Origin of the sequence: Aeromonas sp. s8 (assembly GCF_040907785.1) — a bacterium.
GTDB classification, from domain to species: domain Bacteria; phylum Pseudomonadota; class Gammaproteobacteria; order Enterobacterales; family Aeromonadaceae; genus Aeromonas; species Aeromonas veronii.
Genome location: NZ_JBFOCL010000038.1, coordinates 1 through 23,940 on the forward strand (window position 1 = coordinate 1; position 23,940 = coordinate 23,940).

20 protein-coding genes and 1 tRNA gene are annotated in these 23,940 nt (G+C 55.2%); 15 read left to right on the plus strand and 6 right to left on the minus strand.

Annotation, left to right across the window (positions count from 1 at the left end; all coding sequences use genetic code 11):
- On the plus strand, positions 1-191 hold a 191-nt coding region (locus tag AB5Y86_RS11130), incomplete at its 5' end, for a hypothetical protein (RefSeq protein ID WP_219297124.1).
- A 136-nt stretch (positions 192-327) separates the two neighbouring features.
- Here AB5Y86_RS11130 and AB5Y86_RS11135 read toward each other — a convergent pair.
- The 4 genes from AB5Y86_RS11135 to AB5Y86_RS11150 form a co-directional block, all read right to left on the minus strand.
- Positions 328-2,259, minus strand: coding sequence for a bifunctional diguanylate cyclase/phosphodiesterase (locus AB5Y86_RS11135; protein ID WP_139443029.1), 1,932 nt, complete (start codon positions 2,257-2,259; stop codon positions 328-330).
- A gap of 23 nt (positions 2,260-2,282) precedes the next feature.
- Positions 2,283-2,783 (minus strand): molybdopterin-binding oxidoreductase, encoded by a 501-nt coding sequence (locus tag AB5Y86_RS11140; protein WP_005349099.1) that lies wholly within the window; start codon positions 2,781-2,783, stop codon positions 2,283-2,285.
- A gap of 101 nt (positions 2,784-2,884) precedes the next feature.
- Positions 2,885-4,519 (minus strand): chaperonin GroEL, encoded by a 1,635-nt coding sequence (gene groL / locus AB5Y86_RS11145; RefSeq protein ID WP_005340575.1) that lies wholly within the window; start codon positions 4,517-4,519, stop codon positions 2,885-2,887.
- Between the two features lie 43 nt (positions 4,520-4,562).
- Complete coding sequence (locus AB5Y86_RS11150; RefSeq protein ID WP_005340573.1) at positions 4,563-4,856, minus strand: co-chaperone GroES; 294 nt, start codon at positions 4,854-4,856, stop codon at positions 4,563-4,565.
- Positions 4,857-5,116: 260 nt separating this feature from the next.
- Between AB5Y86_RS11150 and AB5Y86_RS11155 the strand changes: the two genes are divergently transcribed.
- The gene (locus tag AB5Y86_RS11155) at positions 5,117-6,451 is read left to right on the plus strand and encodes an MATE family efflux transporter (RefSeq protein WP_368192923.1); all 1,335 of its coding nucleotides are present in this window, start codon (positions 5,117-5,119) and stop codon (positions 6,449-6,451) included.
- A gap of 34 nt (positions 6,452-6,485) precedes the next feature.
- Here AB5Y86_RS11155 and AB5Y86_RS11160 read toward each other — a convergent pair whose 3' ends face one another.
- Positions 6,486-6,962 (minus strand): FxsA family protein, encoded by a 477-nt coding sequence (locus AB5Y86_RS11160; protein WP_101531596.1) that lies wholly within the window; start codon positions 6,960-6,962, stop codon positions 6,486-6,488.
- 442 nt (positions 6,963-7,404) lie between these two features.
- Between AB5Y86_RS11160 and aspA the strand changes: the two genes are divergently transcribed.
- Complete coding sequence (aspA, locus tag AB5Y86_RS11165; RefSeq protein WP_021229056.1) at positions 7,405-8,847, plus strand: aspartate ammonia-lyase; 1,443 nt, start codon at positions 7,405-7,407, stop codon at positions 8,845-8,847.
- A 125-nt stretch (positions 8,848-8,972) separates the two neighbouring features.
- Complete coding sequence (locus AB5Y86_RS11170; RefSeq protein ID WP_042052808.1) at positions 8,973-10,292, plus strand: anaerobic C4-dicarboxylate transporter; 1,320 nt, start codon at positions 8,973-8,975, stop codon at positions 10,290-10,292.
- Positions 10,293-10,535: 243 nt separating this feature from the next.
- Here AB5Y86_RS11170 and tsaD read toward each other — a convergent pair whose 3' ends face one another.
- Positions 10,536-11,549 carry a tRNA (adenosine(37)-N6)-threonylcarbamoyltransferase complex transferase subunit TsaD gene (gene tsaD / locus AB5Y86_RS11175; RefSeq protein ID WP_368192879.1) on the minus strand — a complete coding sequence of 338 codons (1,014 nt, stop codon included), beginning with the start codon at positions 11,547-11,549 and terminating at the stop codon, positions 10,536-10,538.
- 179 nt (positions 11,550-11,728) lie between these two features.
- On the opposite strand from tsaD, the gene rpsU reads away from it, so the two are divergent.
- The 11 genes from rpsU to AB5Y86_RS11230 all read left to right on the plus strand — a co-directional run bounded on the left by rpsU (position 11,729) and on the right by AB5Y86_RS11230 (position 23,586).
- Positions 11,729-11,944 (plus strand): 30S ribosomal protein S21, encoded by a 216-nt coding sequence (rpsU, locus tag AB5Y86_RS11180; protein ID WP_005309452.1) that lies wholly within the window; start codon positions 11,729-11,731, stop codon positions 11,942-11,944.
- Positions 11,945-11,959: 15 nt separating this feature from the next.
- A complete protein-coding gene (locus AB5Y86_RS11185; protein ID WP_005349081.1) occupies positions 11,960-12,403 on the plus strand; it encodes a GatB/YqeY domain-containing protein in 444 nt (147 codons plus the stop codon).
- A gap of 88 nt (positions 12,404-12,491) precedes the next feature.
- Complete coding sequence (dnaG, locus tag AB5Y86_RS11190; RefSeq protein ID WP_368192880.1) at positions 12,492-14,279, plus strand: DNA primase; 1,788 nt, start codon at positions 12,492-12,494, stop codon at positions 14,277-14,279.
- Positions 14,280-14,462: 183 nt separating this feature from the next.
- The gene (rpoD, locus tag AB5Y86_RS11195; RefSeq protein ID WP_323896516.1) at positions 14,463-16,358 is read left to right on the plus strand and encodes an RNA polymerase sigma factor RpoD; all 1,896 of its coding nucleotides are present in this window, start codon (positions 14,463-14,465) and stop codon (positions 16,356-16,358) included.
- Between the two features lie 187 nt (positions 16,359-16,545).
- Positions 16,546-16,622: transfer RNA gene (locus AB5Y86_RS11200), tRNA-Ile, on the plus strand.
- A 174-nt stretch (positions 16,623-16,796) separates the two neighbouring features.
- The gene (locus tag AB5Y86_RS11205) at positions 16,797-18,068 is read left to right on the plus strand and encodes an integrase domain-containing protein (protein ID WP_201922354.1); all 1,272 of its coding nucleotides are present in this window, start codon (positions 16,797-16,799) and stop codon (positions 18,066-18,068) included.
- 105 nt (positions 18,069-18,173) lie between these two features.
- Positions 18,174-19,058: a hypothetical protein gene (locus AB5Y86_RS11210; RefSeq protein WP_200164214.1), complete on the plus strand. Its 885-nt coding sequence runs from the start codon at positions 18,174-18,176 to the stop codon at positions 19,056-19,058.
- A 99-nt stretch (positions 19,059-19,157) separates the two neighbouring features.
- Entirely contained in the window at positions 19,158-19,385 is a 228-nt protein-coding gene (locus AB5Y86_RS11215) for an AlpA family transcriptional regulator (protein ID WP_200164213.1), read from the plus strand.
- 11 nt (positions 19,386-19,396) lie between these two features.
- Complete coding sequence (locus AB5Y86_RS11220; protein WP_200164212.1) at positions 19,397-19,741, plus strand: helix-turn-helix domain-containing protein; 345 nt, start codon at positions 19,397-19,399, stop codon at positions 19,739-19,741.
- A gap of 166 nt (positions 19,742-19,907) precedes the next feature.
- Positions 19,908-22,694: a DUF927 domain-containing protein gene (locus AB5Y86_RS11225; RefSeq protein ID WP_290037359.1), complete on the plus strand. Its 2,787-nt coding sequence runs from the start codon at positions 19,908-19,910 to the stop codon at positions 22,692-22,694.
- Between the two features lie 397 nt (positions 22,695-23,091).
- A complete protein-coding gene (locus AB5Y86_RS11230) occupies positions 23,092-23,586 on the plus strand; it encodes a hypothetical protein (RefSeq protein ID WP_201923115.1) in 495 nt (164 codons plus the stop codon).
- Positions 23,587-23,940: the final 354 nt, after the last annotated feature.

Here is a 23,940-nt window from a genome sequence, read left to right on the forward strand (position 1 = left end):
TCGATGCTGTGAGTGCCCACACAGATTGCTTGATTCAAATTGTTAAAGAGCGACGCAACAGTGTGTTGCTGCGGGAGTGGAATTCTACTCAACCGCCTTCTCGAGTCAAGCCTTATTTTCAAAGGCTTTTCGAGGTCATCGACGAGGTTGTTTGCGTTGCCGCTTGCCCTGTCGATGGAGGCGCATTATAGGGAACAGATTCTTTCTGGCAAGGCTAAATTCCATGTTTTTTTGATAAAACCGCACAACCGTTCAAACAACAAACAAAAAGAAGAAAGTTCGAGCTAAATCACACATTCTGGAGGCAGATGACAGGCAAGCCCCCTCTCAACTCATATAAGCCATTTCGGATTGTTGACGCGCCAGCCAAAGCTCCTCCATCTCCAACAAGGTTTGATAGATTTTCTCCGCCTGCTCTGGTCGGCTGAACAGATAGCCCTGCCCATACAAGTGGATGTCGGTCAGAGATCGCAGTACATCCAACTGAGCCTGTGTCTCAATACCTTCACACACCAGACTCTTGCCCAGCATGGATCCCATCCGACAAATATTGGCGACCAGTTCGGATGCCTCCATTGAGGTGTCAATGCCTTGTATAAAGGAGCGGTCGATCTTCACCTTGCTGACCGGTAACTTTTGCAGATAACTCAAAGATGAATAACCAGTCCCAAAATCGTCTAATGCCAGCAGTACCCCCTGCTGATTGAGATCCTGCATCAGTTGCAGCGAGTTCTTCACTTCGCGCATGGTGGTATCTTCCGTGACCTCCAGGACCAGGCTACGGGCAGGCAGGTGGTGCTCCATCAATGCCTTGGCCACCAGTTTGAGCAAATTACGCTGGTACATGCCAGGCGAGATATTCACACACATTTGCAGATCAACCATACCAAGCTGGTGCCACTGATAGAGCTGCTCGCAAGCGGTGTTCAGCACCCAGCTGCCAACCCGTTCGGCAAGCTGGAATTCCTCAGCCACCATGATCACTTCGTTTGGCGGAATGAAACCGAGCTCAGGGTGCCGCCAGCGCAGCAGAGCCTCGACAGCTTCGCAGCGGCCACTTTCGAGATTGACAATGGGTTGGTAATAGAGTTCCAACGCATTGTGTTCCAGCGCCATGATCATGTCCGACGCCAGATGCTTGCGCCGCGCCGTCTCGTTGAGCAGGGAGTTATCGTAAATCACATAGGGGACATGGGTCTTGCGACTATGGAACAGGGCCTGTTCCGCACGACTCAACAACTCCTGAGTCTTGTCGCTGTCCATCGGATAGAAGGCAATGCCGATCCCGACTTCGAGCCGGAAGGGATAGTTGTCATAGACGATATCTTGCTTCAGAGCATGCAGCAATCGCGCTACCAGCTCCCTGACCTGACGCAGATCGCTGCTGCCACGCTGAATAATGGCAAATTGATCTCCCCCCAGACGTCCACTCCACTCCCCCTCTTCACAGAGTACTCTGATCCGGGTAGCAAACTCACAAAGCAGATAATCACCGGTGTCATAGCCAAACTTACTGTTGATATCCCTGAAGTCGTTGATGTCGACCAGCACCAGCCCAAACGGCACTTCCTGTGTGGCGTACAGCTCCATTCGCTCCAGCAAAGCAACCCGATTGGACAACCCGGTCAGCGGATCCCGTCTGGCCGCTCTGAAATGGCGACGCCCTTCATATATAAGCAGCATGCTGAGCAGCAGCACTGACATGACCAGACCGGAGACCATCAGCAACAAGGCATTGCGCAATTGGCCAAAATGGCGATCGTTCTCGGAATAGACGTTGATGTTCTTCTGCATCACAGAAGCGAGGGAGTAAGAGAGCGGCTCTTGCAGCGGGGCAAGGCGCATCATGATCTGCTGATAGTCAGATGCCCCGCTTTGCAACTTGGTGATGTCGGGCTCTATTTGGCGAATATTGGTTTCAATCAGCTGCACCAGACGCAAGGTTTTCTGCTTGTCCTGCATGCTCTTGCGCAGCTGGCCGCTCAACAGGATGGGCGTTCTGCTCCAAAGAATGTCATAACGCAACATCAAGGCGTCATGATCAATCCCGCCATAGTGATAGACCTCTACCGCATTGAGGAAACGACCGAGCTCCAGCTGCAACTGCATCAGCGCCCAGGAGACATCATAGGTGTATTTCTCCATCGCTCTGGTCGCATTCTGGATTTGCATCAGGCAATAGAGGGTGCTCCCGGTAAACAACAGGATGGATACATACAGAATGACGAGCAGTGGCCACGCCCTGGTCTTTCCTTTCACCCCATGCTCCCGTGCTGTTTTTATCAGTGCTGAATGTCTATCAAATCCAGCTGCCAGATCATCATGTCGGTATATTCGGATCGCTTCAATTCCGGATATTGATCAAGAGGCAGCATAAACCAGACCGGCCCCTTGTCACGCACACGCATGACAGCACCATTGTCTTCCCATGCGAGGATGGGCTCGTATTTGGCAACCTTGTCCCATTCAATGCGGATCTGGAAACTGTTCAGTGCCGTCAACGTAATGGTCTTGCCATCCGCACCGACTGCAGCCAATACATCGGCCAGTTTTGGGCCTCTGTAGGTGTGCGGCTTATCCACCCACGGGTTGCCGGTCACTATCTCATGTTGCGGCAGAGCCTGTAGTTTTGCCAGATCAAACAACACCTTGCCATCAACTTCGTCTGCCGACCTGATATTGCCACCGACTTTCAGGATCACCGGCCCAGTCAGCGCCTCAGCAGCCATCACCGGCATGATGACCAATGAACACAGTAGTGTCAGCCAACCAAACATTTTCATATCGCCCCCCAGATTTGCTGTCTCAACAGACTCAGTTTAGCCAGATATAAAAAAACGGCTCGCCTTGAGCGAGCCGTTTGTCAAACAGAACAAGGGGATGATTACATCATGCCCATGCCACCCATGCCGCCCATGTCAGGCATAGCAGGGGTATCTTTCTTAGGCAGTTCGGTGACCATGCACTCGGTGGTGATCATCAGACCGGCGATGGAAGAGGCAAACTGCAGGGCGGAACGGGTTACCTTGGTCGGATCCAGGATGCCCATGGCCAGCATGTCGCCATACTGTTCGCTGTAAGCGTTGTAACCGAAGTTGCCTTCGCCGTTCTTCACTGCATTGGCAATGACGGAAGCTTCTTCACCGGCGTTGATAACGATTTGACGCAGCGGGGCTTCCATGGCGCGCAGGGCAACCTTGATACCGACGTTCTGGTCTTCGTTGTCACCACGCAGACCAGCCAGTTTGGCTGCAACGCGAACCAGCGCAACACCACCACCGGCAACCACACCTTCTTCAACCGCGGCGCGGGTAGCGTGCAGGGCATCTTCAACGCGTGCTTTCTTCTCTTTCATCTCGACTTCGGTGGCTGCGCCAACCTTGATCACGGCAACACCGCCAGCCAGCTTGGCTACGCGCTCTTGCAGCTTCTCACGATCGTAGTCGGAAGAGGTCTCTTCGATCTGCTGACGGATCTGGGCAACACGACCTTCGATCACACCGGCATCACCCACGCCATCGATGATGGTGGTGTTCTCTTTGGTGATGACGATGCGCTTGGCACGACCCAGATCTTCCAGAGTCGCTTTTTCCAGCTCCATGCCAACTTCTTCGGAGATGACGGTACCGCCAGTCAGTACAGCGATATCCTGCAGCATGGCCTTGCGACGGTCACCGAAGCCAGGCGCCTTGACGGCAGCCACTTTCACGATACCGCGCATGGTGTTAACCACCAGAGTCGCCAGGGCTTCGCCTTCCACGTCTTCAGCAACAATCAGCAGCGGCTTGCCAGCTTTGGCAACACCTTCCAGCACCGGCAGCATTTCGCGGATGTTGGAGACTTTCTTGTCAACCAGCAGGATGAACGGGTCGTCCAGTTCAACGGAACCAGTCTCTTGCTTGTTGATGAAGTAGGGGGACAGGTAGCCGCGATCGAACTGCATACCTTCGACAACTGCCAGCTCATCTTCCAGACCCTGACCATCTTCAACGGTGATGACGCCATCGCGACCCACTTTGTCCATGGCTTCAGCAATCAGCTTGCCCACTTTCTCGTCGGAGTTGGCGGAGATGGTGCCCACCTGAGCGATGGCATTACTGTCGGCGCACGGCTGGGACAGTGCTTGCAGCTCGGCAACAGCAGCCACAACGGCCTTGTCGATACCGCGCTTCAGATCCATCGGGTTCATACCGGCGGCAACGGCTTTCAGACCTTCGTTGACGATGGCCTGAGCCAGAACGGTTGCAGTAGTGGTACCGTCACCGGCGGCATCGTTCGCCTTGGAAGCCACTTCCTTGACCATCTGGGCGCCCATGTTCTGGAACTTGTCTTCCAGCTCGATTTCGCGCGCAACAGACACACCATCTTTAGTAATGGTCGGGGCGCCGAAGGACTTGTCCAGCACCACGTTGCGGCCTTTCGGGCCCAGAGTCACCTTGACGGCATCAGCCAGGATGTTTACGCCTTCCAGCATCTTGATGCGGGCTTCGTTACCAAACTTAACGTCTTTAGCTGCCATTTTTCTTCAATCCTTAAATCAATTCGGGGAAAAGGAGGATGGATTACTCTTCGACAATCGCCAGGATGTCGGTTTCGGAGAGGATCAGGACGTCCTGACCATCCAGCTTCTCGGTCTTCACACCGTAGCCTTCGTTGAAGATCACCTTGTCACCAACCTTCACGGCCAGCGCTTTGACTTCGCCATTATCCAGGATGCGACCAGTCCCCACGGCAAGCACTTCACCACGGGTGGACTTCTGGGCCGCAGTACCAGTCAAGACGATACCGCCGGCAGATTTGGCTTCAGCTTCGATGCGCTTGATGATGACGCGGTCGTGCAGTGGACGAATTTTCATCGATAACTCTCCCAAAATGAGTCTCATTGTTGCTTTGAGGAATGGCCGTTCCAGGCCAAATTAGATATGTCCCTGATGTGGGGCAGAGTTGCGAACCCTTCAAGGGCAAATACAAAAAAAATTTTTTCACGTACTATAAACATCTTCGATGGTTCAGCCATGTCCGCACCCTGGTGCAAGGTCGGTTCAAGCCGCCCGTTTTCGATGCCAGAACCTTCAAAGCCAGCTGTAGAGACGAGCCCTTGACCCGCACCAACCCCATGCTGACAGCCCCTATTCCGGTCGTACTGCGCCAGATGACGGGCCCCATGATCTTCGGCATCATCGCCATTCTTGCCTTCAATCTGGTCGATACCTTTTTTATCGGTATGCTGGGCACCGAAGCTCTGGCCGCCATCAGTTTTACCTTTCCTGTCACTTTTGTGGTTACCTCGCTGGCGATGGGATTGGGCGCCGGATTGTCAGCGGTGATCGGTCATACTCTGGGGCAGGGCAAACACGATGAGGCAGCCCATCTCGCCACCGACAGCCTGTTTCTGGCGGTGATCATGGTGGCCCTGCTCTCCGCGGGGGGCGCTCTCACCATCAAGCCTCTGTTTACCCTGTTGGGCGCCAGTGCCGAGCTTATCTCCCTCATCCATGACTACATGCTGATCTGGTATCTCACCGTCCCCATGCTGGTGCTGCCCATGGTGGGCAATGCCGCCATCCGGGCGACCGGCGATACCAAAACCCCCAGTCTGGTGATGGCAGTAGCCGGGCTGGTCAACGGGGTACTGGATCCTCTGTTAATCTTCGGTATCGGCCCCTTTCCCGAGTGGGGGATCCGCGGGGCCGCCATCGCGACCTCTATCTCCTGGTTGATGGCGATGCTGGTCAGCCTCTATATCCTGCGTCATCGGGAGGGCTTGCTGCTGTGGCGCCTCTCGCCGCGGGCCCGGTTGCTGTCCCACTGGCGGGCGTTACTCCATGTCGCCGTCCCCGCCTCTTTTACCAATATGCTCAACCCCTTGGCCAATGCGGTGCTGATGACGATCTTTGCAGGACTGGGTACCGAGGTGGTGGCCGCTTACGGCGCCGCGTCGCGGGTCGAGGCGCTGCTGCTGATTGTGATGATGGCCCTCGCCTCCGTACTGGCCCCTTTCATCTCGCAAAACTGCGGCGCTGGCAATCCGGCCCGGGCCAAAGCTGCACTGCAGAGCTGCATGAGGTTTGCGTTGCTGTTCCAACTCGCCATCTATGGCCTGACCTGGCTACTGGCGCCACTCATCGCCAACCTGTTCAGCGATCATCCGCAGGTCATTCGCCTGATTGTTCTCTATCTGCATCTAGTGCCGATCGGTTATGGCTTTCAGGGCATGGTGATGCTGCTGGCCTCGGCGCTAAATGGCGTGCGAGCATCCAGTATTTCGTTCTTGTTCAACGGACTGCGACTGTTTGGTTTTCTGTTGCCAGGAGCCTGGCTGGGGGCAAAGCTGGGGGGAGAACAGGGGATATATCTGGGAATACTGCTGGCCAATCTGGCGGCGGGCACCCTCGCATGGTGGTATGCCCGACACCGCTTCGAGGCCTTGTGCCATCAGGGCAAACCCTGATTCAGTCACTCGCCTCGGGTTTTCGTTTCGTCGATTACTCTTTACGCTCAAATTCGCCTTCGATAGTGGTGCCGCCCTGCTTGGCGTTCCCCAGATGATCATCGGACGGTGCGTTGCCAAACGGCGATTGAGTACGCTGGAAACCGCCCATCTGCATCCGGAACTGGTTGCTGCCGATCAGCTTGTCGGCCAGTTTGTTGCGCAGCCAGGGCTGCAGCAGCAGGATCCCGAAAAAGTCGGTGACAAAACCCGGAATGATCAGCAGCAGACCGGCCAACGCCAGCATCATGCCCCCCATCACCTCGCGGCCCGGCATCTCGCCCATCTGCATCTTTTGCTGGGCGCTGAACAGGGTCTTGATCCCTTCACTGCGCACCAGCGAGGAGCCCAATACCGCAGTCAGGATGAGCAAGCCGACAGTCGGCAGCGCCCCGATTACCGAGCCGACCTCGATCATCACGGTGAGCTCCAGCACAACCAGACCCACCAACAACAAAAACAACTTGCCCATATCCACTCCAGCACCGGTAAATTGAGAAAAAGTGGCGCCCATCCAACGATGGTCAGAGGCGATTTTGCCGCCCCGTCATCACCACTTTCTGCCCTGAATAAATGGGGGCAGCCCCCCTCTTTTCAAGTTGGTCAACTGACTCCTATCTCATCAGCAATCTAAAAAACCAGCAAAAAGTCACAAAAACTTATAAAAATCATCATGATAAAAACTTCATAACATATGTGTACTTTCCTCAAAGTAATTTGAAAATGTCGCAAATTTAGTGATCCACCTCTAATAACCGATACCTCAATTGGAGTAGTATATTGATTAGTTTTTCGGGAGGTCATTCTCCCAACTGCCCCACTCGATGTGTGGTGCTTCAGGATGAGCTGTGCGCAAGGAACTCGCGACCACTCGGTGAGGATTTTTCCATTTATCTGATTTCTGAGGCATTACAATGAGCGACATCAAGAACGTCCGCATTGAAGAAGACCTGCTGGGCACCAAAGAAGTTTCCAATGATCTCTACTACGGTGTGCACACCCTGCGCGCTGTCGAGAACTTCAAGATCAGCTCTCAGAAGATTTCTGACGTTCCGGAATTCGTCCGCGGTATGGTGCTGACCAAGAAGGCCGCTGCGCTGGCAAACGGTGAATTGGGTACCATCCGTCCTGAAATTGCTGACAAGATCGTAGAAGCCTGCGACCTGATGCTGAACACCGGCAAATGCTTCGACCAGTTCCCGGTCGACGTTTACCAGGGTGGTGCCGGCACCTCCGTCAACATGAACACCAACGAAGTACTGGCCAACATCGCCCTGGAAATCATGGGTCTGGAGAAAGGCCGTTACGACGTCGTCAACCCGAACGACCACGTCAACAAGTGCCAGTCCACCAACGATGCCTACCCGACCGGTTTCCGCGTAGCCGTCGTCAACAGCACTGACGTGACCCTGCATGCGCTGGAGCACCTGATCGCGGCATTCGATGCCAAAGCGAAAGAGTTCAAAAACATCCTGAAGATGGGTCGTACCCAGCTGCAAGATGCGGTTCCGATGACCCTGGGTCAGGAGTTCCACGCGTTCGCCGTGACCCTGCGTGAAGAGATCAAGTCCATCAAGCGTTGCCAGGAGCTGCTGCTGGAAGTGAACCTGGGCGCGACCGCCATCGGTACCGGTCTGAACACTCCGCCCGAGTACTCTGCACTGGCTATCAAGCGTCTGGCCGAGATCACCGGTCGTGCCTATGTGCCGGCAGAAGACCTGATCGAAGCCACCTCCGACTGTGGCGCCTACGTCATGCTGCACGGCGCCATCAAGCGTCTGGCCATGAAGCTGTCCAAGATCTGTAATGACCTGCGTCTGCTCTCCTCCGGCCCGCGCACTGCACTGAAAGAGATCAACCTGCCGGAAATGCAGGCGGGTTCCTCCATCATGCCGGCCAAGGTCAACCCGGTTATCCCGGAAGTGGTCAACCAATCCTGCTTCAAGGTATTCGGTAACGACATCACTATCACCTTCGCCGCCGAAGCCGGTCAGCTGCAGCTGAACGTTATGGAGCCGGTGATTGGTCAGGCGATGTTCGAATCCCTGAGCCTGATGGAAAAAGCCTGTATTTCCCTGCGCGAGAAGTGCGTGGAAGGTATCACCGCCAACCCGGAAATCTGCATGAATCACGTGCTGAACTCCATCGGTATCGTGACCTACCTGAACCCCTTCATCGGCCACCACGAAGGGGATATCGTCGGCAAGATCTGTGCCCAGACCGGCAAGAACGTCCGTGAAGTCGTTCTTGAGCGCGGTCTGCTGAGCGCCGAGCAGCTGGACGAAATTCTCTCCATCGAGAACCTGATGAACCCGCAATACAAAGCCAAGCGTTTCACCCGCGAAGCTGCCGTATAAGCGAGTGTGGGCCGGGATCTTCCCGGCCCATAAAGTCAGTTCCCGATTGGTCTTTATCCCCAGCCCGATCGGGAATTGGCTTTTTGCCAAATAAAAACCAAAAACTAAAAAATGGAGTTATCGCTATGATTGGAATCGAGTTACTTGTCGTGCTCGCCGCTATCTATCTGGGGGCCCGGATAGGCAGCATCGGCATCGGCTTTGCCGGTGGTCTGGGGGTACTGGTATTGACGTGGGGTCTGGGCATGCCCATCCCGAGCGATCAACTGGTCAGCTACATCCCTTGGGATGTGATCATGATCATTGCGTCCGTCATTTGCGCCATCGCCTGTATGCAACTGGCTGGCGGGATGGACTACCTGGTCTTCCTGGCAGAAAAAGCGCTGCGCAAGAACCCCAAATACATCACCTTCGCCGCCCCGGTGGTCACCTACCTGATGACCATGCTCGCCGGTACCGGTCATACCGCCTTCTCCACCCTGCCGGTGATCGCTGAAGTGGCCAAAGAGCAAGGGATCCGCCCATCCCGTCCGCTCTCCATCGCGGTTGTCGCCTCCCAGATCGCCATCACAGCCTCCCCTATCTCTGCCGCTGTGGTTGCCTTCTCCGGCATGCTCGAGCCGTTCGGTGTTGACTACCTGACCCTGCTGGCCATCTGCATCCCCTCCACCTTCCTGGCCTGTATCCTGGGCGCCTTCATTGCCAACATGATGGGCAAACCGCTGGATCAGGACGAAGTCTATCTGGAGCGTAAAGCCAAGGGCCTGATCAAACTGCGTGGTACTACCAAGCTCGAGATCAAACCGTACGCCAAGCTGTCGGTCTGGATCTTCATCGCCGCCATCGTTGCTGTCATGGCTTATGCCACTGCCATCTCCGGTAAAGTAGGCCTGATCACCAACCCGCCGATCCCCCGTGACGGCGCCATCATGGGCATCATGCTGGCCGCAGCCACCATCATGACCCTGGTGTGCAAACTGGACGCCACCCAGGTCACCAACATGCCGACTTTCAAGTCCGGTATGTCCGCCTGTATCTGCGTACTGGGTGTGGCCTGGCTGGGTAACGTCTTCGTAAAAGGCAACATGGACACCATCCAGCTGATCGCTGGCGACCTGCTGAACCAGTACTCCTGGCTGCTGGCCGTGGTGCTGTTCTTTGCCGCCATGCTGCTCTATTCACAAGGCGCCACCACCAAGGCCCTGATGCCTGCCGCACTGGCACTGGGTGTCAGCCCGCTGACTGCGATTGCCTCCTTCGCAGCTGTGAGCGCCCTGTTCGTACTGCCGACCTACCCGACTCTGCTGGCCGCGGTAGAGATGGACGACACCGGCTCCACCCGTATCGGTAAGGCGGTCTTCAACCATCCCTTCTTCGTACCGGGCACCGCCACCATCGCCATCGCCGTGGCGCTGGGCTTCTTCTTCGGCGGCATCCTGCTGTAATCCTATCGCCTGCCGATTACCAAACAAAAATCCCCGCCAGTTGGCGGGGATTTTTTTATCTCTTTACTCTGTACTTTGTAGTCTGCCAGCACGAGACCTGACCTCTTATACGGATGGCTCAACCACGGCGACAGCAGACACCACAACAGCGTGCCAGCGGCACTATAACCACCGCTGCCGGATTGCAGGAGCTGTAGGCCACCATGGTACTCACCACCACGCCAGAAGGCGGGATCCTTCGAATCAGACCGGATCCAGGGTATCCAGTGGCCAGCGCGGCACGGCTTTGACCGCCAGCGGTTCGAACACGCCCGCTTTCAGGCGCTGCATACCGGCATAGGCAATCATGGCGCCGTTATCGGTGCAATATTCAGTGCGCGGATAGAACACCTCGCCCTTGAGGCTCTCCATCAGCTCGGCCAGCTGGGCACGCAGATGACGGTTGGCACTGACGCCACCGGCGACCACCAGACGCGTGAGACCGGTCTCTTTCAAGGCACGACGGCACTTGATGGCCAGGGTATCAACCACCGCATCTTCAAACGCCCGAGCGATATCGGCACGGGTCTGTTCATCATCACCATTGGCGGCGATGGTGTTGGCTGTGAAGGTCTTGAGGCCGGAGAAGCTCATGTCGAGCCCTGGGCGATCAGTCATGGGACGGGGGAAGTGGAAGCGCCCCTTAGTGCCCTTCTCGGCCAGACGGGAGAGCAGCGGGCCACCCGGATAGTCCAGCCCCATCAGCTTGGCGGTCTTGTCGAACGCTTCGCCAGCGGCATCGTCGATGGATTCGCCCAACAGCTGATAACTGCCGATGCAATCAACCCGTACCAGCATGGAGTGACCACCGGAGACCAGCAGCGCTACGAAGGGGAACTCGGGGGCCTTCTCTTCCAGCATGGGGGCCAGCAGGTGGCCTTCCATATGGTGGACGGCGATAGCAGGCTTGTTCCATGCCATCGCCAGCGAACGACCAATAGTGGCTCCCACCAGAATGGCGCCAACCAGACCCGGACCCGCGGTATACGCGATGCCGTCGATGTCATCTTTGCCCAGTCCCGCCTCTTGCAATGCGGCCTGGATCAACGGGATCGTCTTGCGAACATGATCCCGGCTGGCGAGCTCGGGGACAACGCCACCGTAGTCCGCATGCAGCTTGACCTGGCTGTATAACTGATGGGAAAGGATCCCTTTTTGATCGTCGAAGATCGCGATCCCGGTTTCGTCACAGGATGTCTCTATGCCCAATACACGCATTGCTAAAAAATTTCACTGCTAAAATGAGACGGCTATGGTAACCTTCGCGGGTTTTTTAAACCAGAGCGATCTCTGCGGGTTTACTTTCATTCCCTGTCCAGAGTATAATTTCGCACCATTTTAAGACATGCTGATCGATTGAAGGTCAGCTAACAATTTATCACTGAGGTGAAAGGCACATGCCAGTAATCAAAGTCCGTGAAAATGAGCCGTTTGACGTTGCTCTGCGTCGTTTCAAGCGTTCTTGCGAAAAAGCCGGTATCCTGTCCGAAGTTCGTAGCCGTGAGTTCTACGAGAAGCCGACTACCATTCGTAAGCGCGCCAAAGCGTCTGCTGTCAAGCGTCACGCCAAGAAGCTGTCTCGCGAAAACGCACGTCGTATCCGCCTGTACTAATCGGGAGATATTGCCGTGTCTCTGAAGGATCAACTCAAGGATCAGCAAAAGCTCGCCATGCTTGCCAAAGATAAGGCACGTCTGGGAGCGATCCGCTTGTTGATGGCAGAAATCAAGCAACGTGAAGTCGATACCCGTATCGAGCTGAATGATGAGGATATTCTCGCTGTCGTGACCAAAATGGTCAAACAGCGCCGCGATTCCATCAGCCAATTTGAAGCTGCCGGTCGCCAGGATCTCGCCGACAAAGAGTCCGCCGAGATCGTTGTGTTGCAGGAATTCCTGCCGCAACAGCTGACCGCAGATGAAATTGCCGCCCTGATCGAGCAAGCCATCACTGAAAGTGGTGCTGCCGTCATGGCTGATATGGGCAAGGTCATGGCTGTCTTGAAGCCGAAAATTCAGGGGCGTGCCGATGTCGGCGCCGTCAGTGCTCAGGTGAAAACCCGCTTGGCGTAACAGGCAACTCTCTTGTTTGGTCGAAGAAGCCGTGCTTCCCTTGGAATGCGCGGCTTTTTTATTTTCTCCGCAATGAAACAGGACGGTTATGGCAGGCAGGATCCCCCAATCCTTTATCGACGATCTGCTCGTACGCACAGACATAGTCGAGCTGATCGACTCGCGAGTGCGGCTGAAAAAAGCCGGTAAGAACTACCAGGCTTGCTGCCCTTTTCATAACGAAAAAAGCCCCTCTTTTACCGTCAGCCAGGAGAAGCAGTTCTACCACTGTTTCGGTTGTGGCGCCCACGGCAACGCCATCGGCTTTGTCATGGAGTACGACGGTCTCGAATTTCCCGATGCCATCGAAGAGCTCGCCAGCATGCAAGGCATGCAGGTACCTCGCGAGCAGAGCATCGGCGGCTCGGCCAATAGCCAGCCCGCAGTCAGCAAGGATCTGTTCGAGCTGATGAACCAGATCGCCCGCTTCTACGAGAGCAATCTCAAGAGCGCTCCCCATGCGGTGGAGTACCTCAAAGGCCGCGGCCTGACCGGTGAAGTGGTCAAACGATTCAACATTGGCTATGCACCCAGCGATTGGGATCAGGTGCGCCGTCGCTTTGGCGCCAGCCGGGATCACGAGCAGTTGCTTATCTCGGGTGGCATGCTGATCACCCGTGACAATGGCCCGGGGAGTTATGATCGTTTCCGCGATCGCATCATGTTCCCGATCCGTGACAAGCGTGGCCGGGTCATCGGTTTCGGTGGCCGGGTGCTGGGTGATGGCACCCCCAAATACCTGAACTCGCCGGAGACCCCCATCTTCCATAAAGGGCGGGAGCTGTTCGGTCTCTACGAGGTGAAGCAGGCACACAAGGATCCACGCCGGATCCTGGTGGTGGAAGGCTACATGGATGTGGTGGCACTCGGCCAGTACGACATCGACTATGCGGTGGCGGCGCTGGGTACTGCAACGACCAGCGACCATATCCACACCCTGTTTCGCACCACCGCCGAGGTAGTCTGCTGCTACGACGGTGACAACGCCGGTCGTGAAGCCGCCTGGCGCGCGCTGGATAATGCCCTCCCTCATCTGCAGGATGGCCGCGAGCTGAAGTTCGTGTTCCTGCCCGATGGCGAGGATCCCGACTCGCTGGTACGCCAGATCGGCAAGGAGGGTTTTGAAGCCCTGCTCGATGAAGCCCAACCGTTCGCCGACTTCATGTTCGAGCGTCTCGGCCGGGATGCGGCGCTCTCCGGTGAGGCAGGCAAGTTCGAAGTGGCCAACAAGGCCGCCGAGCTTATTCGTCGCGTACCGGAAGGGTTTACCCGCGAAGGGCTGATCACTCGTCTCTCCAGCATGATGCGTTGGGGCGAGAACAAGCAACGCATCGCCGAGCTCTTTGCCCGCAACAGTCAGCCCAAGACCGAGGTCAACAAACCCAAGGCAGCCAAGCTGACACCACTGCGGCGTGCGCTGGCACTGATGGTGCAATATCCGGCAGTAACGGCTGAGCTCCCCCCCATGCCGGAATTGGCCGGACTACGCGTACAGGGCATCAAGTTCCTGCTGCAACTGCACCAGCAAATCCTGGCACAACCTGGTATCACAACCGGTATCCTGCTGGAACACTGGCGTGGTACCAAGGAGGGAGAGATCCTTGCTCAGCTGGCGATGCACGACCTGTTCGAGGAGATCAAACTCGATCAGGAGCCGGATATTCTGGGAGAATTGCAGGACACCTTCGTCGGCTTCATCAACCAGTTTCTGAAACAGCGGATCGAAGAATTGCAGGCCAAAGTGGCTCAGGAAGGACTAAGCTCCGAAGAAACCCAAGAGCTGATGATGCTGATCAGAGAGGTGCAAATTGAGAAAAGAAATGAGAGTGGGGCTTGATATTTGAGTGATTAGTCCCAATATGGATAGCGTTGCCCGAATCGACGGGATGAAAAGCAAAATTTTTATAACCGCCTGGCCCCGACAATACTGCGGGCAGGGGTTTCTCATGACCGACGCCGCAACCAGACATAGCATGTCTGGCGGTTTTCTATTAGAATTGGCTATTTGCGCAGCAGCGCACTGTACGCGCAACCTAGCAACACCAACCGGATGAGTTCTATGGAGCAAACCCCGCAGTCTCAGCTTAAACTCCTCGTTGCCAAAGGTAAAGAACAGGGCTACCTGACCTATGCCGAGGTGAACGATCACCTCCCGCAAGACATTGTCGATTCAGACCAGATCGAAGACATCATTCAGATGATCAACGATATGGGCATTCAAGTGGTTGAAAACGCTCCGGATGCCGATGACCTTATCATGGCTGAAGGTGGTACCGCCGATGAGGACGCTGCCGAAGCAGCGGCCCAGGCTCTGGCATCTGTTGAATCTGAGATTGGTCGCACGACCGATCCCGTCCGCATGTACATGCGGGAAATGGGTACCGTCGAACTGCTGACCCGTGAAGGCGAAATCGACATCGCCAAGCGGATCGAAGACGGTATCAACCAGGTACAAAGCTCCGTAGCCGAGTACCCTGAAGCAATTACTTACCTGCTCGAACAGTACGACAAGTACGAAGCCGAGCAGCTGCGTCTCTCTGACATCATCTCTGGCTTTATTGACCCGAACGAAACTGAAGATATGGCGCCTACCGCCACGCATATCGGTTCCGAGCTCGGCGAAGACGATCTGGCCGACGAAGATGAAGAGGACGAAGAAGACGAAGACGAAGATAGCGACAGCTCTGACGACGACGGTGACGGTGGTCCGGATCCGGAAGTCGCTCGCGAGAAGTTTGGTGAACTGCGTGCCCAGTATGAAGTGACCCGTCTCTCCATTCAGAAGAATGGTCGCGCGCACGAAGATACCCAAGCCGCCATCGCCCAGCTGGCCGATGTATTCCGTCAATTCCGCCTGATGCCCAAGCAGTTCGATCGCCTGGTCAACAACATGCGTGAAATGATGGAGCGCGTCCGCGTGCAGGAACGCATCATCATGAAGCTCTGCGTTGAGCAGGCCAAGATGCCGAAGAAAACCTTCGTCGCGGCCTTCACCAACAACGAGTGTGAAACTGCCTGGTTCGAATACCAGAAGCAGGCTGGCAAAGCCTGGTCTCCTCGTCTGGTTGAAATGGACGAGGATATCCAGCGCGCCATCGGCAAGCTGCAGCAGATTGAAGAAGAGACCGGTCTGTCGATTGCCCAGATCAAGGATATCAACCGTCGTATGAGCATCGGTGAGGCCAAAGCCCGCCGTGCGAAGAAAGAGATGGTTGAGGCCAACTTGCGTCTGGTTATCTCTATCGCCAAGAAGTACACCAACCGCGGTCTGCAGTTCCTGGATCTGATCCAGGAAGGCAACATCGGTCTGATGAAGGCGGTAGACAAGTTTGAATACCGTCGTGGCTACAAGTTCTCGACCTATGCCACCTGGTGGATCCGTCAGGCCATTACCCGCTCCATCGCGGATCAGGCCCGTACCATCCGTATCCCGGTACACATGATCGAGACCATCAACAAGCTCAACCGTATCTCCCGTCAGATGCTGCAGGAGATGGGGCGCGAACCGAACCCGGAAGAGCTGGCCATGCGCATGGGCATGCCGGAAGACAAGATCCGCAAGGTACTGAAGATCGCCAAAGAGCCGATCTCCATGGAGACGCCCATCGGTGATGATGAAGATTCCCACTTGGGCGACTTTATCGAAGATACCACCCTGGCTCTGCCAGCGGATGCGGCGACCAGCGAAAGCCTGCGCAACGCCACCCGCGAAGTGCTGGCTGGCCTGACCGCCCGTGAAGCCAAGGTACTGCGGATGCGTTTCGGTATCGACATGAACACTGACCACACCCTAGAGGAAGTGGGCAAACAGTTCGACGTTACCCGTGAGCGTATTCGTCAGATCGAAGCCAAGGCCCTGCGCAAACTGCGCCACCCGAGCCGCTCGGAAGTGCTGCGCAGCTTCCTGGACGAATAGTCCTGACCCTGTGTCAAACTGCTCTGCCAAAGCCCCGCCATGCGGGGCTTTGTTTTGTCTGGCATTTCCCCTTGCGACCCGCTTTGCACCCTCAATCAAGCTGGACAATTAGTCGCCAAGTGGTTGATATGCCTATAGACTGCCCTTTCCTCTTCCCCTATAATCCACGCCGCTAAACGCACAATTTGGCCCCTTAGCTCAGTTGGTCAGAGCAGTCGACTCATAATCGATTGGTCGTGGGTTCAAGTCCCCCAGGGGCCACCAAATTAAGTTCCGAGCAGGAACGACAAAGTACAGAAACCCGCACAGCGTAAGGCTTTGCGGGTTTTTTGTTGTCCGTAATAGTCCGATAGCGTCGTCAGAAACCAGTTAATTTAGTACCATCATGAGTACCACAAGCGTTGTGGTACTCAATTCAGTGGTACTAGGGGACATTGGATGGACAAGAAGACGCGCAGGACAGGGGCAAACTGGCTAACTGACCCCAAAGTGAAAAGTGCCAAGGCAGACGCCCAGGAAATCACCCTGTCTGATGGCGAAGGACTGGAGTTAAGGGTTAAACCGAACGGTGGGAAGCGCTGGGTCTTCAAGTATCAGAGGCCTTCCGACAAAAAACGCACCAACATTGGCTTTGGCACCTACCCGGAAGTATCCCTTGCGGCGGCCCGTGAACTACGGCGAGAAGCCCGCGCCCTGCTGGCTGAAGGGATCGACCCCAAAATCCACAAAGAAGAGCAGGCGGCGATTGCTCATGCGAAGCAAGAGGCTACTGCCAACACCTTTGAGCGCATGGCGCGTCAGCTGATGGAGCTAAAGAGCCATCGGGTAAAGCCCAAGACAGCCCAAAAAGATTGGCGCATGCTTGAAATGTATGTGCTGCCCTTTATCGGCGAGATGCCCATTGACCAGATCCGCGCCCCCAAGGTGATCGAGATACTGCGCCCAGTGGAAGCATACGGCATTCTTGATACCCTTCACCGCCTTTGCCGCCATATCAACGAGATCATGAGCTATTGCGTGAATCATGGTCTGCTGGAAGCAAATCCTTGCACTGATATCCGCAAAGTATTCAAAACCCCCACCAAAACGAACATGCTGACTCTTCAACCGCATGAACTACCGCTTTTGATGGCTGATATCGCAAATGGCCGTATAGAGCACACCACTCGATGCCAGATTGAATGGAGCCTTCATACTCTGGTTCGGCCCGGTGAGTCTGCAGGTGCTCGCTGGGATGAAATAGACCTTGAGGCCAAAGTCTGGAATATCCCTGCCGACCGCATGAAGATGGATCGCCCCCATCGGGTGCCACTGACCCCGCAAGCAATCGCCCTGCTAGAACATATGAGGCCAATCAGCGGCCACCGCCCTTTTGTCTTCCCCGGCCTTCGGAATCCAATGACCCATATCAACGATCAGACCGCCAACGCGGCCTTAAGGCGGTTGGGGTATGGCGGGAGGCTGGTGGCTCACGGCCTGCGCTCACTGGGCAGCACCACCCTGAACGAACAGGGTTTTAACCCAGATGCCATAGAGGCAGCACTGTCTCACGCCGATGAAAACGAGATCCGCCGCGCCTATAACCGCTCTGACTACTTCAAACAACGGCAGATCATGATGGAGTGGTGGAGCAACCACATAGAACAGGCTAGCCAAGGCAACCTATCTCTGACTAGCGGCTTGAAGGCATTGAAGGTCGTGGGCGAGTAACCCATAACTGACAATTGCCGAGCATGCATAATGCCATCACCCAAACGGGCCCCCTGCTCAGAGGGCCCAGTATGCTAATCAAGCAAAGAACGGAAAAGCCCTTCAGTGACAACTACAGCAAAATCTAAGGAAAAAACAGATCTGTCCATCCCCCCTTTGCTTCCTTTGGAATATTGCCGACCAGAGCGAGCTGCCAAGCTACTGAAATGCGAGATAGAGGATCTTTTCCACTGGGCTGCAATCGGTGCGATTAAAATCTATGTCAATGCTGCGAGGGCATTGGATGGGATCAATACTGTAGGCATACGTCTCCCCAAGGAGGTGTCGCCCGAGTTTGTAATTAACCCCGACCCCATGGAGGGTGCGTTTAAATTTGGGGCGGGATTCAATTTTATACGAGTCGGAAAAATGGGCTCACCCGGCTATGAAATGAGCAATGACGGTTATTGTCACTTTAAAGTTTCAAAACTCTATGGTTTCTGGGCCATTGCTCCTCTGCATTTTTGGCATTGGGAACAAGATGGGGGGATTTCAAACAGCGATGAGTATTACCTAGCCCTTCTTTCAAGCTTTGACCTTAGTGCATCGGCATATGCCTTTGATGTGCCTGATATAGATATAACAGTAAAAGTTGCGGCATCATTCCCAAGCCTCAAAGATAACCTTTGGTTAATGCGTGAAGATTTGGAACAACTTCATCTACACATTCACACTGGGCAGCCTTTTCCTATCTGGAGCCATGACAAAGAACAATGTGCGATGGCGCAAATGCTTGCCACCACCAGAGAATCACCAAGCCGGACAACCGCAAACCAAAGTCGTGTCATTGTAGAATTACTAACCGCTCTTGGATTCACAGATGAGGATTACCAAGGAAGCATTGCTGACTTGCAAAGAAAAATCTCACGACAAGGTGTATCAGGAACGCTAACTGACGTAGACAGGAGCACAGTGAAAAACTGGCTACAAAGGGCTGGAGTTAGGGCGTGAGTTTCCATAACTCACTGTGAGTTTTCCATAACTCCCCCAAATACCCCAGTCCCTGTGTTTCCATAACCTCCTCGAAAACAACGACCGTAGAGGACAGTTATGGAAGCACATACCCCATCCACTCCCCCGCAGTTTCGCCTCATCCGCATGAAGGAAGTGATCCAAAAAACCGGCTTGAGCAAGAGCAGCATTTACGACCTGATCGCTCGTGACCAACTGCCAAGACCGGTTCGTTTATCACCAGCCGGGGGGCGCTCTGTCGCTTTTGTCGAATCCGAGATCGACACTTGGATTGCGGAGCGCATTGCCGCTCGCCACGGGAAATAAAGAGGCCAAACATGAAGAAAAAAAAGGCCGCCCCGCAGAACGGCACGACCCAGTTTGAACGCCTAAAGAATTCCACCTTATGTGCTTGCCCAACAGTCACCGGGCAACTCGCACAAGTACTGGTCATCCTTCGAGAGGGGCCGACCTCCAGCTTGGAGTTCATACATGAACACAATATCTTGAGGGCTCAAGCTCGGATTTTGGAACTGCGGCAAAAGGGGTTCAACATCACGACCCATATTCAGGCACACGTACTGTATCGTGGTCACAGATACAAGAGCATGGCGACCTATGTGCTAGGACTCCCCGAATGGTCAGCCCCCTCCCAGCCTGACAGCAACCCGACCACCAGCTAACGCCGCTAGAAACCAACACTATGACGATGCAAATCAATGGGCATAACGCTCAGGGCGAAGCCTTGCCAAAAATCGGAAGACACAGCCTCAGAGACCTCCAGATAAGGGCGAGTTTTGATGCCCGAGCCAGCAATGCGCTGGTGGCAATTCAGACCAGGAGTGAGAGATGAACAAAGCAAGATTCGTCTCGGATGTGGCCGCTGCGGCTACGGGGCACTGGCCCGATCTGCTGGCGGCGGTGGGGATCGATACCCCGCGAGGTGGTAAGCATGGCCCCTGCCCTACCTGTGGTGGCAAAGATAGGTTTCGACTCGATAACAAGGGAGGGCGTGGCACTTGGATTTGTAATCAGTGCGGTGCCGGGGATGGGCTAGCGCTGGTTGGCTTGGTGACTGGCAAGCCGATCAAGGAGGCGGCTGAGCTGATAGCCCCACTGGTAGGAGTGTCTGCTGGTGGCCTAGATGCAACTGAACGGGAACGCATCCACCAGCAGCAACAGACCAGAGCCGGGCAGGACGAGCTACGCCGCCACAAGGCAGCCCGCCGCGCCGCTGCAATCATGCAAGACAGTGAGCAGGCCCATGCGCCCTATTTGGCCCGCAAGAACTTAGGCGTGTTCCTGTGCGCCGTGAACCGCATCCTGATCCGCGATGCTGGTGAAAAATTCCCACCTGCTAGCCTGATCGTTCCCCTCTATAACGAGGCCAACGAACTGGTGAACGTTCAACTGATCCGGGAGGACGGCACCAAGCGCTATCTTGCCGGTGGCCAGAAACAGCAAGCTTTTCACCGCCTCAACGGTGGGGAGCTGGTGGCTGTGGTAGAGGGATATGCAACCGGGTTATCTGTTCACCTAGCTACAGGGGCGACCGTCTATTGCGCAATGGATAGTGGCAACCTGTTAAACGTGGCGAAGATAGCCCGCCGCCAGCACCCAACCGCCAAGATCATCATCTGCGGCGATTACGACTTAGACGAGGCTGGCCACCGCAACGAGATCACTCAACACCAAACTGATGGAGCGGCCCTAGCCGTGGGGGCTGTGGTTGCCCTGCCGCCCATTCAGGGGGACTGGAACGATTACCATCAAGCCCACGGACTGACCAAAACACAAGAGGCCATTATGAGCGCCTGCGCCACCCCACTCACTAATCGCCCCCAAGACCCTGGCCAGAGAAAAGAGGGGGCAATTGTCACGCTTCATCCACTTCACCACAACGAGGAAGAGGCTAAGGAACAGATGCTACCGGCTGGGTTCGAGATCAAGGGGGATCGCCTTTGTGTGTGGGAGCTAGTGGGGCGGGGAGACAATGCCCGGCAAGAGTTGGTGCCCATATCAAGCCCGGTGCAAGTATTGGCTGAAACCAGTGATGAACATGGTCGGGGCTATGGCCGTCTGCTGGAATGGCAAGATAGCGCCGGACGGACGCGCCGGTGGGCAATGCCTGTCCGCTCTCTGGTGCCGCGCAATGGTGAAGAGGTGTTTACAGCACTACTAGATGCGGGCTTGCCGTTTATCGAGTTGGGCCACAAACGCAAGCTAGCCGAGTACCTGATGGCTTGCCAGCCAGAGAGACGGATCACCTGTGTAGAGCGTACCGGTTGGCATGGTCATGCCTATGTGATGCCACAAGGGGCGATAGGGCCAGATGCCGAGGGAGTAATCCTGCAAACGGCTGGATACGCTGCCAGTGACGTTACCGAGTGTGGCACCTTGGCTGGGTGGCAACAGGGGGTAGCAACGCTGGCAGTGGGTAACTCCCGCCTCTGCTTTGCCCTCTCTTTGGCCTTTGCCGCTCCCCTGCTTGCCCTAGTCGGCATGGAAGGGGGAGGCTTCCACCTCAAAGGTGAGAGTACAGACGGCAAGACCACCATCATGAAGGCCGCTGCCAGTGTCTACGGCCACCCTGACCGCTATAGCCAAACTTGGCGGGCAACCGGTAACGCGATTGAGGGGATCGCCAGTCGGCGCAATGATGCCCTGCTCTGTTTGGATGAACTGGGAGAGCTGGATGGCAAAGAGGCCGGGCAAGTGGCCTATATGCTGGCGAACGGGCAAGGCAAGGGCCGAAGCAAGCAGGATGGTGAGTTGAGGGAGCGCAAGGCGTGGCGCTTGCTGTTTCTCTCCACTGGTGAATTGAGCCTTGAAGATCATGCCGCCAGTGCAGGCCAGCGAACCCAAGCGGGGATGGAGGTACGTACCATTCAAATCCCTAGCGACACCGGCCACCATGGGGCATTTGAATGGCTGCATGGCATGGAAGGCGGACGCATCTTTGCCGACACCCTCAAGGCCAACGCAGAGCGCCAACATGGCACCGCCTTTCGTGCTCTGGTGGAAGGGCTGGCCCTCGATCTGGATACACACCGCGGACGCTTGGCGAACGAGATCACACACCTTGCCAGTGAGCTAACACCAAAGGGGGCAGGCAACCAAGTAGGGCGAGCCATCAATCGGTTCGCGCTGGTGGCCGCTGCAGGTGAACTGGCGACCCGACTTGGCGTAACGGGCTGGCCAGAGGGTGAGGCGATCAGGGCGGCGCGGGTTTGCCTCAAGGCGTGGCTGGTGGATCGGGGCCACCTTGGCAACAAGGAAGATGCCGCCACCCTGGAGCAAGTACGCGGGTTCGTTACTGCCCACCAATACACCCGCTTTGCTGACTGGCTCGACGCCAATCATCGACCTGCCAATATGGTGGGCTATCGTAAGGCCGGATCTGATGGGGTGAGCTTCTTTGTGTTGCCGCCCGGCTGGGGCGAGATCACCAAAGGGCGCGATCCAAAGCGAGCAGCACAACTGTGCATGGATGCAGGCTATCTACTGGCAAGCAAGGATAGGAGGCGTTTACAGCGACAAGTCCGATTGCCAGGCATGGGTAGCCGGGTATGGGTGTACATGCTGACAGAGCGAGTATTAGCCGATGAGGCATGCGACCCGGAGGAGAGCGATTAGGGCTAGCCAGAGGTAAGTGGTAGCCAAGTTTTTCCCCTTTTTGGGCACTCAGGTACTCGCAAATAAGCAACGCAAACACCTTGATGACACTGATGACGCTACTACCAAACAGCGCTGTAAGCCCTATGAATAAAGGGATAGTGCTGTCACCACCTTAATCGATTGATGGTGGTGACAACGTGGTGACAGTGATGACGCTCACTGTCACCACCAGTCACCATTCGATCTACTACTGGATGGTGACAGACAAACTCAGTGGTGGCGCGGATTTGTGAGCATTGTAACCGTGTCACCACTGTCACCATCTTTTTCATATATAGAGTGAAATAAAACAGCCGATCAGTTCGATAGATAGCTAGATGCGTGGGATGCACACCACAACTTGGAGAAGAAACGAATGCTCTCGGAGATTCATAAAATGTTCGCCAAGGAGCTGGCGAAAGAAGAAAAACTGCGGCAGCAGGAGCAAAAAAGAGCCGAAAGACAACGCAAAATTCTGCATAAAATTTGCAAACCCGCCCCTAGTGTTGCACTCATCACTCCATTCTGGGAAACCTGGGCACGAAAAACCGGGCAGTATAACCGGCGCAGCTTGGAACGTGCAGAAAGATACCGGGCCATTGCCAAACTGGGACCGATTAATCACTTGGCACACCTTGTCTGTGCCATGGAATGGCACCCCCACCATGCCCACATTCTGATCGTGGCTACAGACCCTGGTGTTAGCAATGAGGAACTGACAGATTTCTACAACTTGGATCACTCAAATCACAGGATGGTTTTTCGCCGTTTGAATACTGTATTGAAACCGGTGGGTTGGCGTTTCGCCTCATCCCCTAGGGGAGCTCTAAATGAACCATGGGGTTGGGTGTTGGAAAAAATCCCTGAGTGATCATCGCTAAAAGGATCACTTTATATGTTACAAGCGATCCTAATTACAGAATGTGACCGTATTTTCTCACAACCCAATGATTACGAGGGCCGTAGCCCTATCTGTGCTTCCCAAATGCGACAAAACGATCACTTTCTGCCAATTCTACCCTGGTGCCAAAATAGGATCGTTTTTCTCATGCCTCATCGGCACCAAACCCACATCAGGCAAGGAATCACCTACAAAAGCGATCGTCATGGGGATGATCACTTTTCTCTCCACTAAGCGATCATTTTTCTGACCTAGAAGAAGTGTTTTGATGTGACCGCCACTCTGCTCATAAGCGGCAAACCCAACAGTGGCAAGGGATTGAAC

Excerpts from the sequence above, each read along its gene's own strand:
- AB5Y86_RS11140 (WP_005349099.1), bottom strand. The coding sequence starts at position 2,783 with ATGAAAATGTTTGGTTGGCTGACACTACTGTGTTCATTGGTCATCATG.
- groL (WP_005340575.1), bottom strand. The coding sequence starts at position 4,519 with ATGGCAGCTAAAGACGTTAAGTTTGGTAACGAAGCCCGCATCAAGATG.
- AB5Y86_RS11150 (WP_005340573.1), bottom strand. The coding sequence starts at position 4,856 with ATGAAAATTCGTCCACTGCACGACCGCGTCATCATCAAGCGCATCGAA.
- AB5Y86_RS11155 (WP_368192923.1), top strand. The coding sequence starts at position 5,117 with ATGCTGACAGCCCCTATTCCGGTCGTACTGCGCCAGATGACGGGCCCC.
- AB5Y86_RS11160 (WP_101531596.1), bottom strand. The coding sequence starts at position 6,962 with ATGGGCAAGTTGTTTTTGTTGTTGGTGGGTCTGGTTGTGCTGGAGCTC.
- aspA (WP_021229056.1), top strand. The coding sequence starts at position 7,405 with ATGAGCGACATCAAGAACGTCCGCATTGAAGAAGACCTGCTGGGCACC.
- AB5Y86_RS11170 (WP_042052808.1), top strand. The coding sequence starts at position 8,973 with ATGATTGGAATCGAGTTACTTGTCGTGCTCGCCGCTATCTATCTGGGG.
- tsaD (WP_368192879.1), bottom strand. The coding sequence starts at position 11,549 with ATGCGTGTATTGGGCATAGAGACATCCTGTGACGAAACCGGGATCGCG.
- rpsU (WP_005309452.1), top strand. The coding sequence starts at position 11,729 with ATGCCAGTAATCAAAGTCCGTGAAAATGAGCCGTTTGACGTTGCTCTG.
- dnaG (WP_368192880.1), top strand. The coding sequence starts at position 12,492 with ATGGCAGGCAGGATCCCCCAATCCTTTATCGACGATCTGCTCGTACGC.
- AB5Y86_RS11205 (WP_201922354.1), top strand. The coding sequence starts at position 16,797 with ATGGACAAGAAGACGCGCAGGACAGGGGCAAACTGGCTAACTGACCCC.
- AB5Y86_RS11215 (WP_200164213.1), top strand. The coding sequence starts at position 19,158 with ATGGAAGCACATACCCCATCCACTCCCCCGCAGTTTCGCCTCATCCGC.
- AB5Y86_RS11220 (WP_200164212.1), top strand. The coding sequence starts at position 19,397 with ATGAAGAAAAAAAAGGCCGCCCCGCAGAACGGCACGACCCAGTTTGAA.
- AB5Y86_RS11225 (WP_290037359.1), top strand. The coding sequence starts at position 19,908 with ATGAACAAAGCAAGATTCGTCTCGGATGTGGCCGCTGCGGCTACGGGG.
- AB5Y86_RS11230 (WP_201923115.1), top strand. The coding sequence starts at position 23,092 with ATGCTCTCGGAGATTCATAAAATGTTCGCCAAGGAGCTGGCGAAAGAA.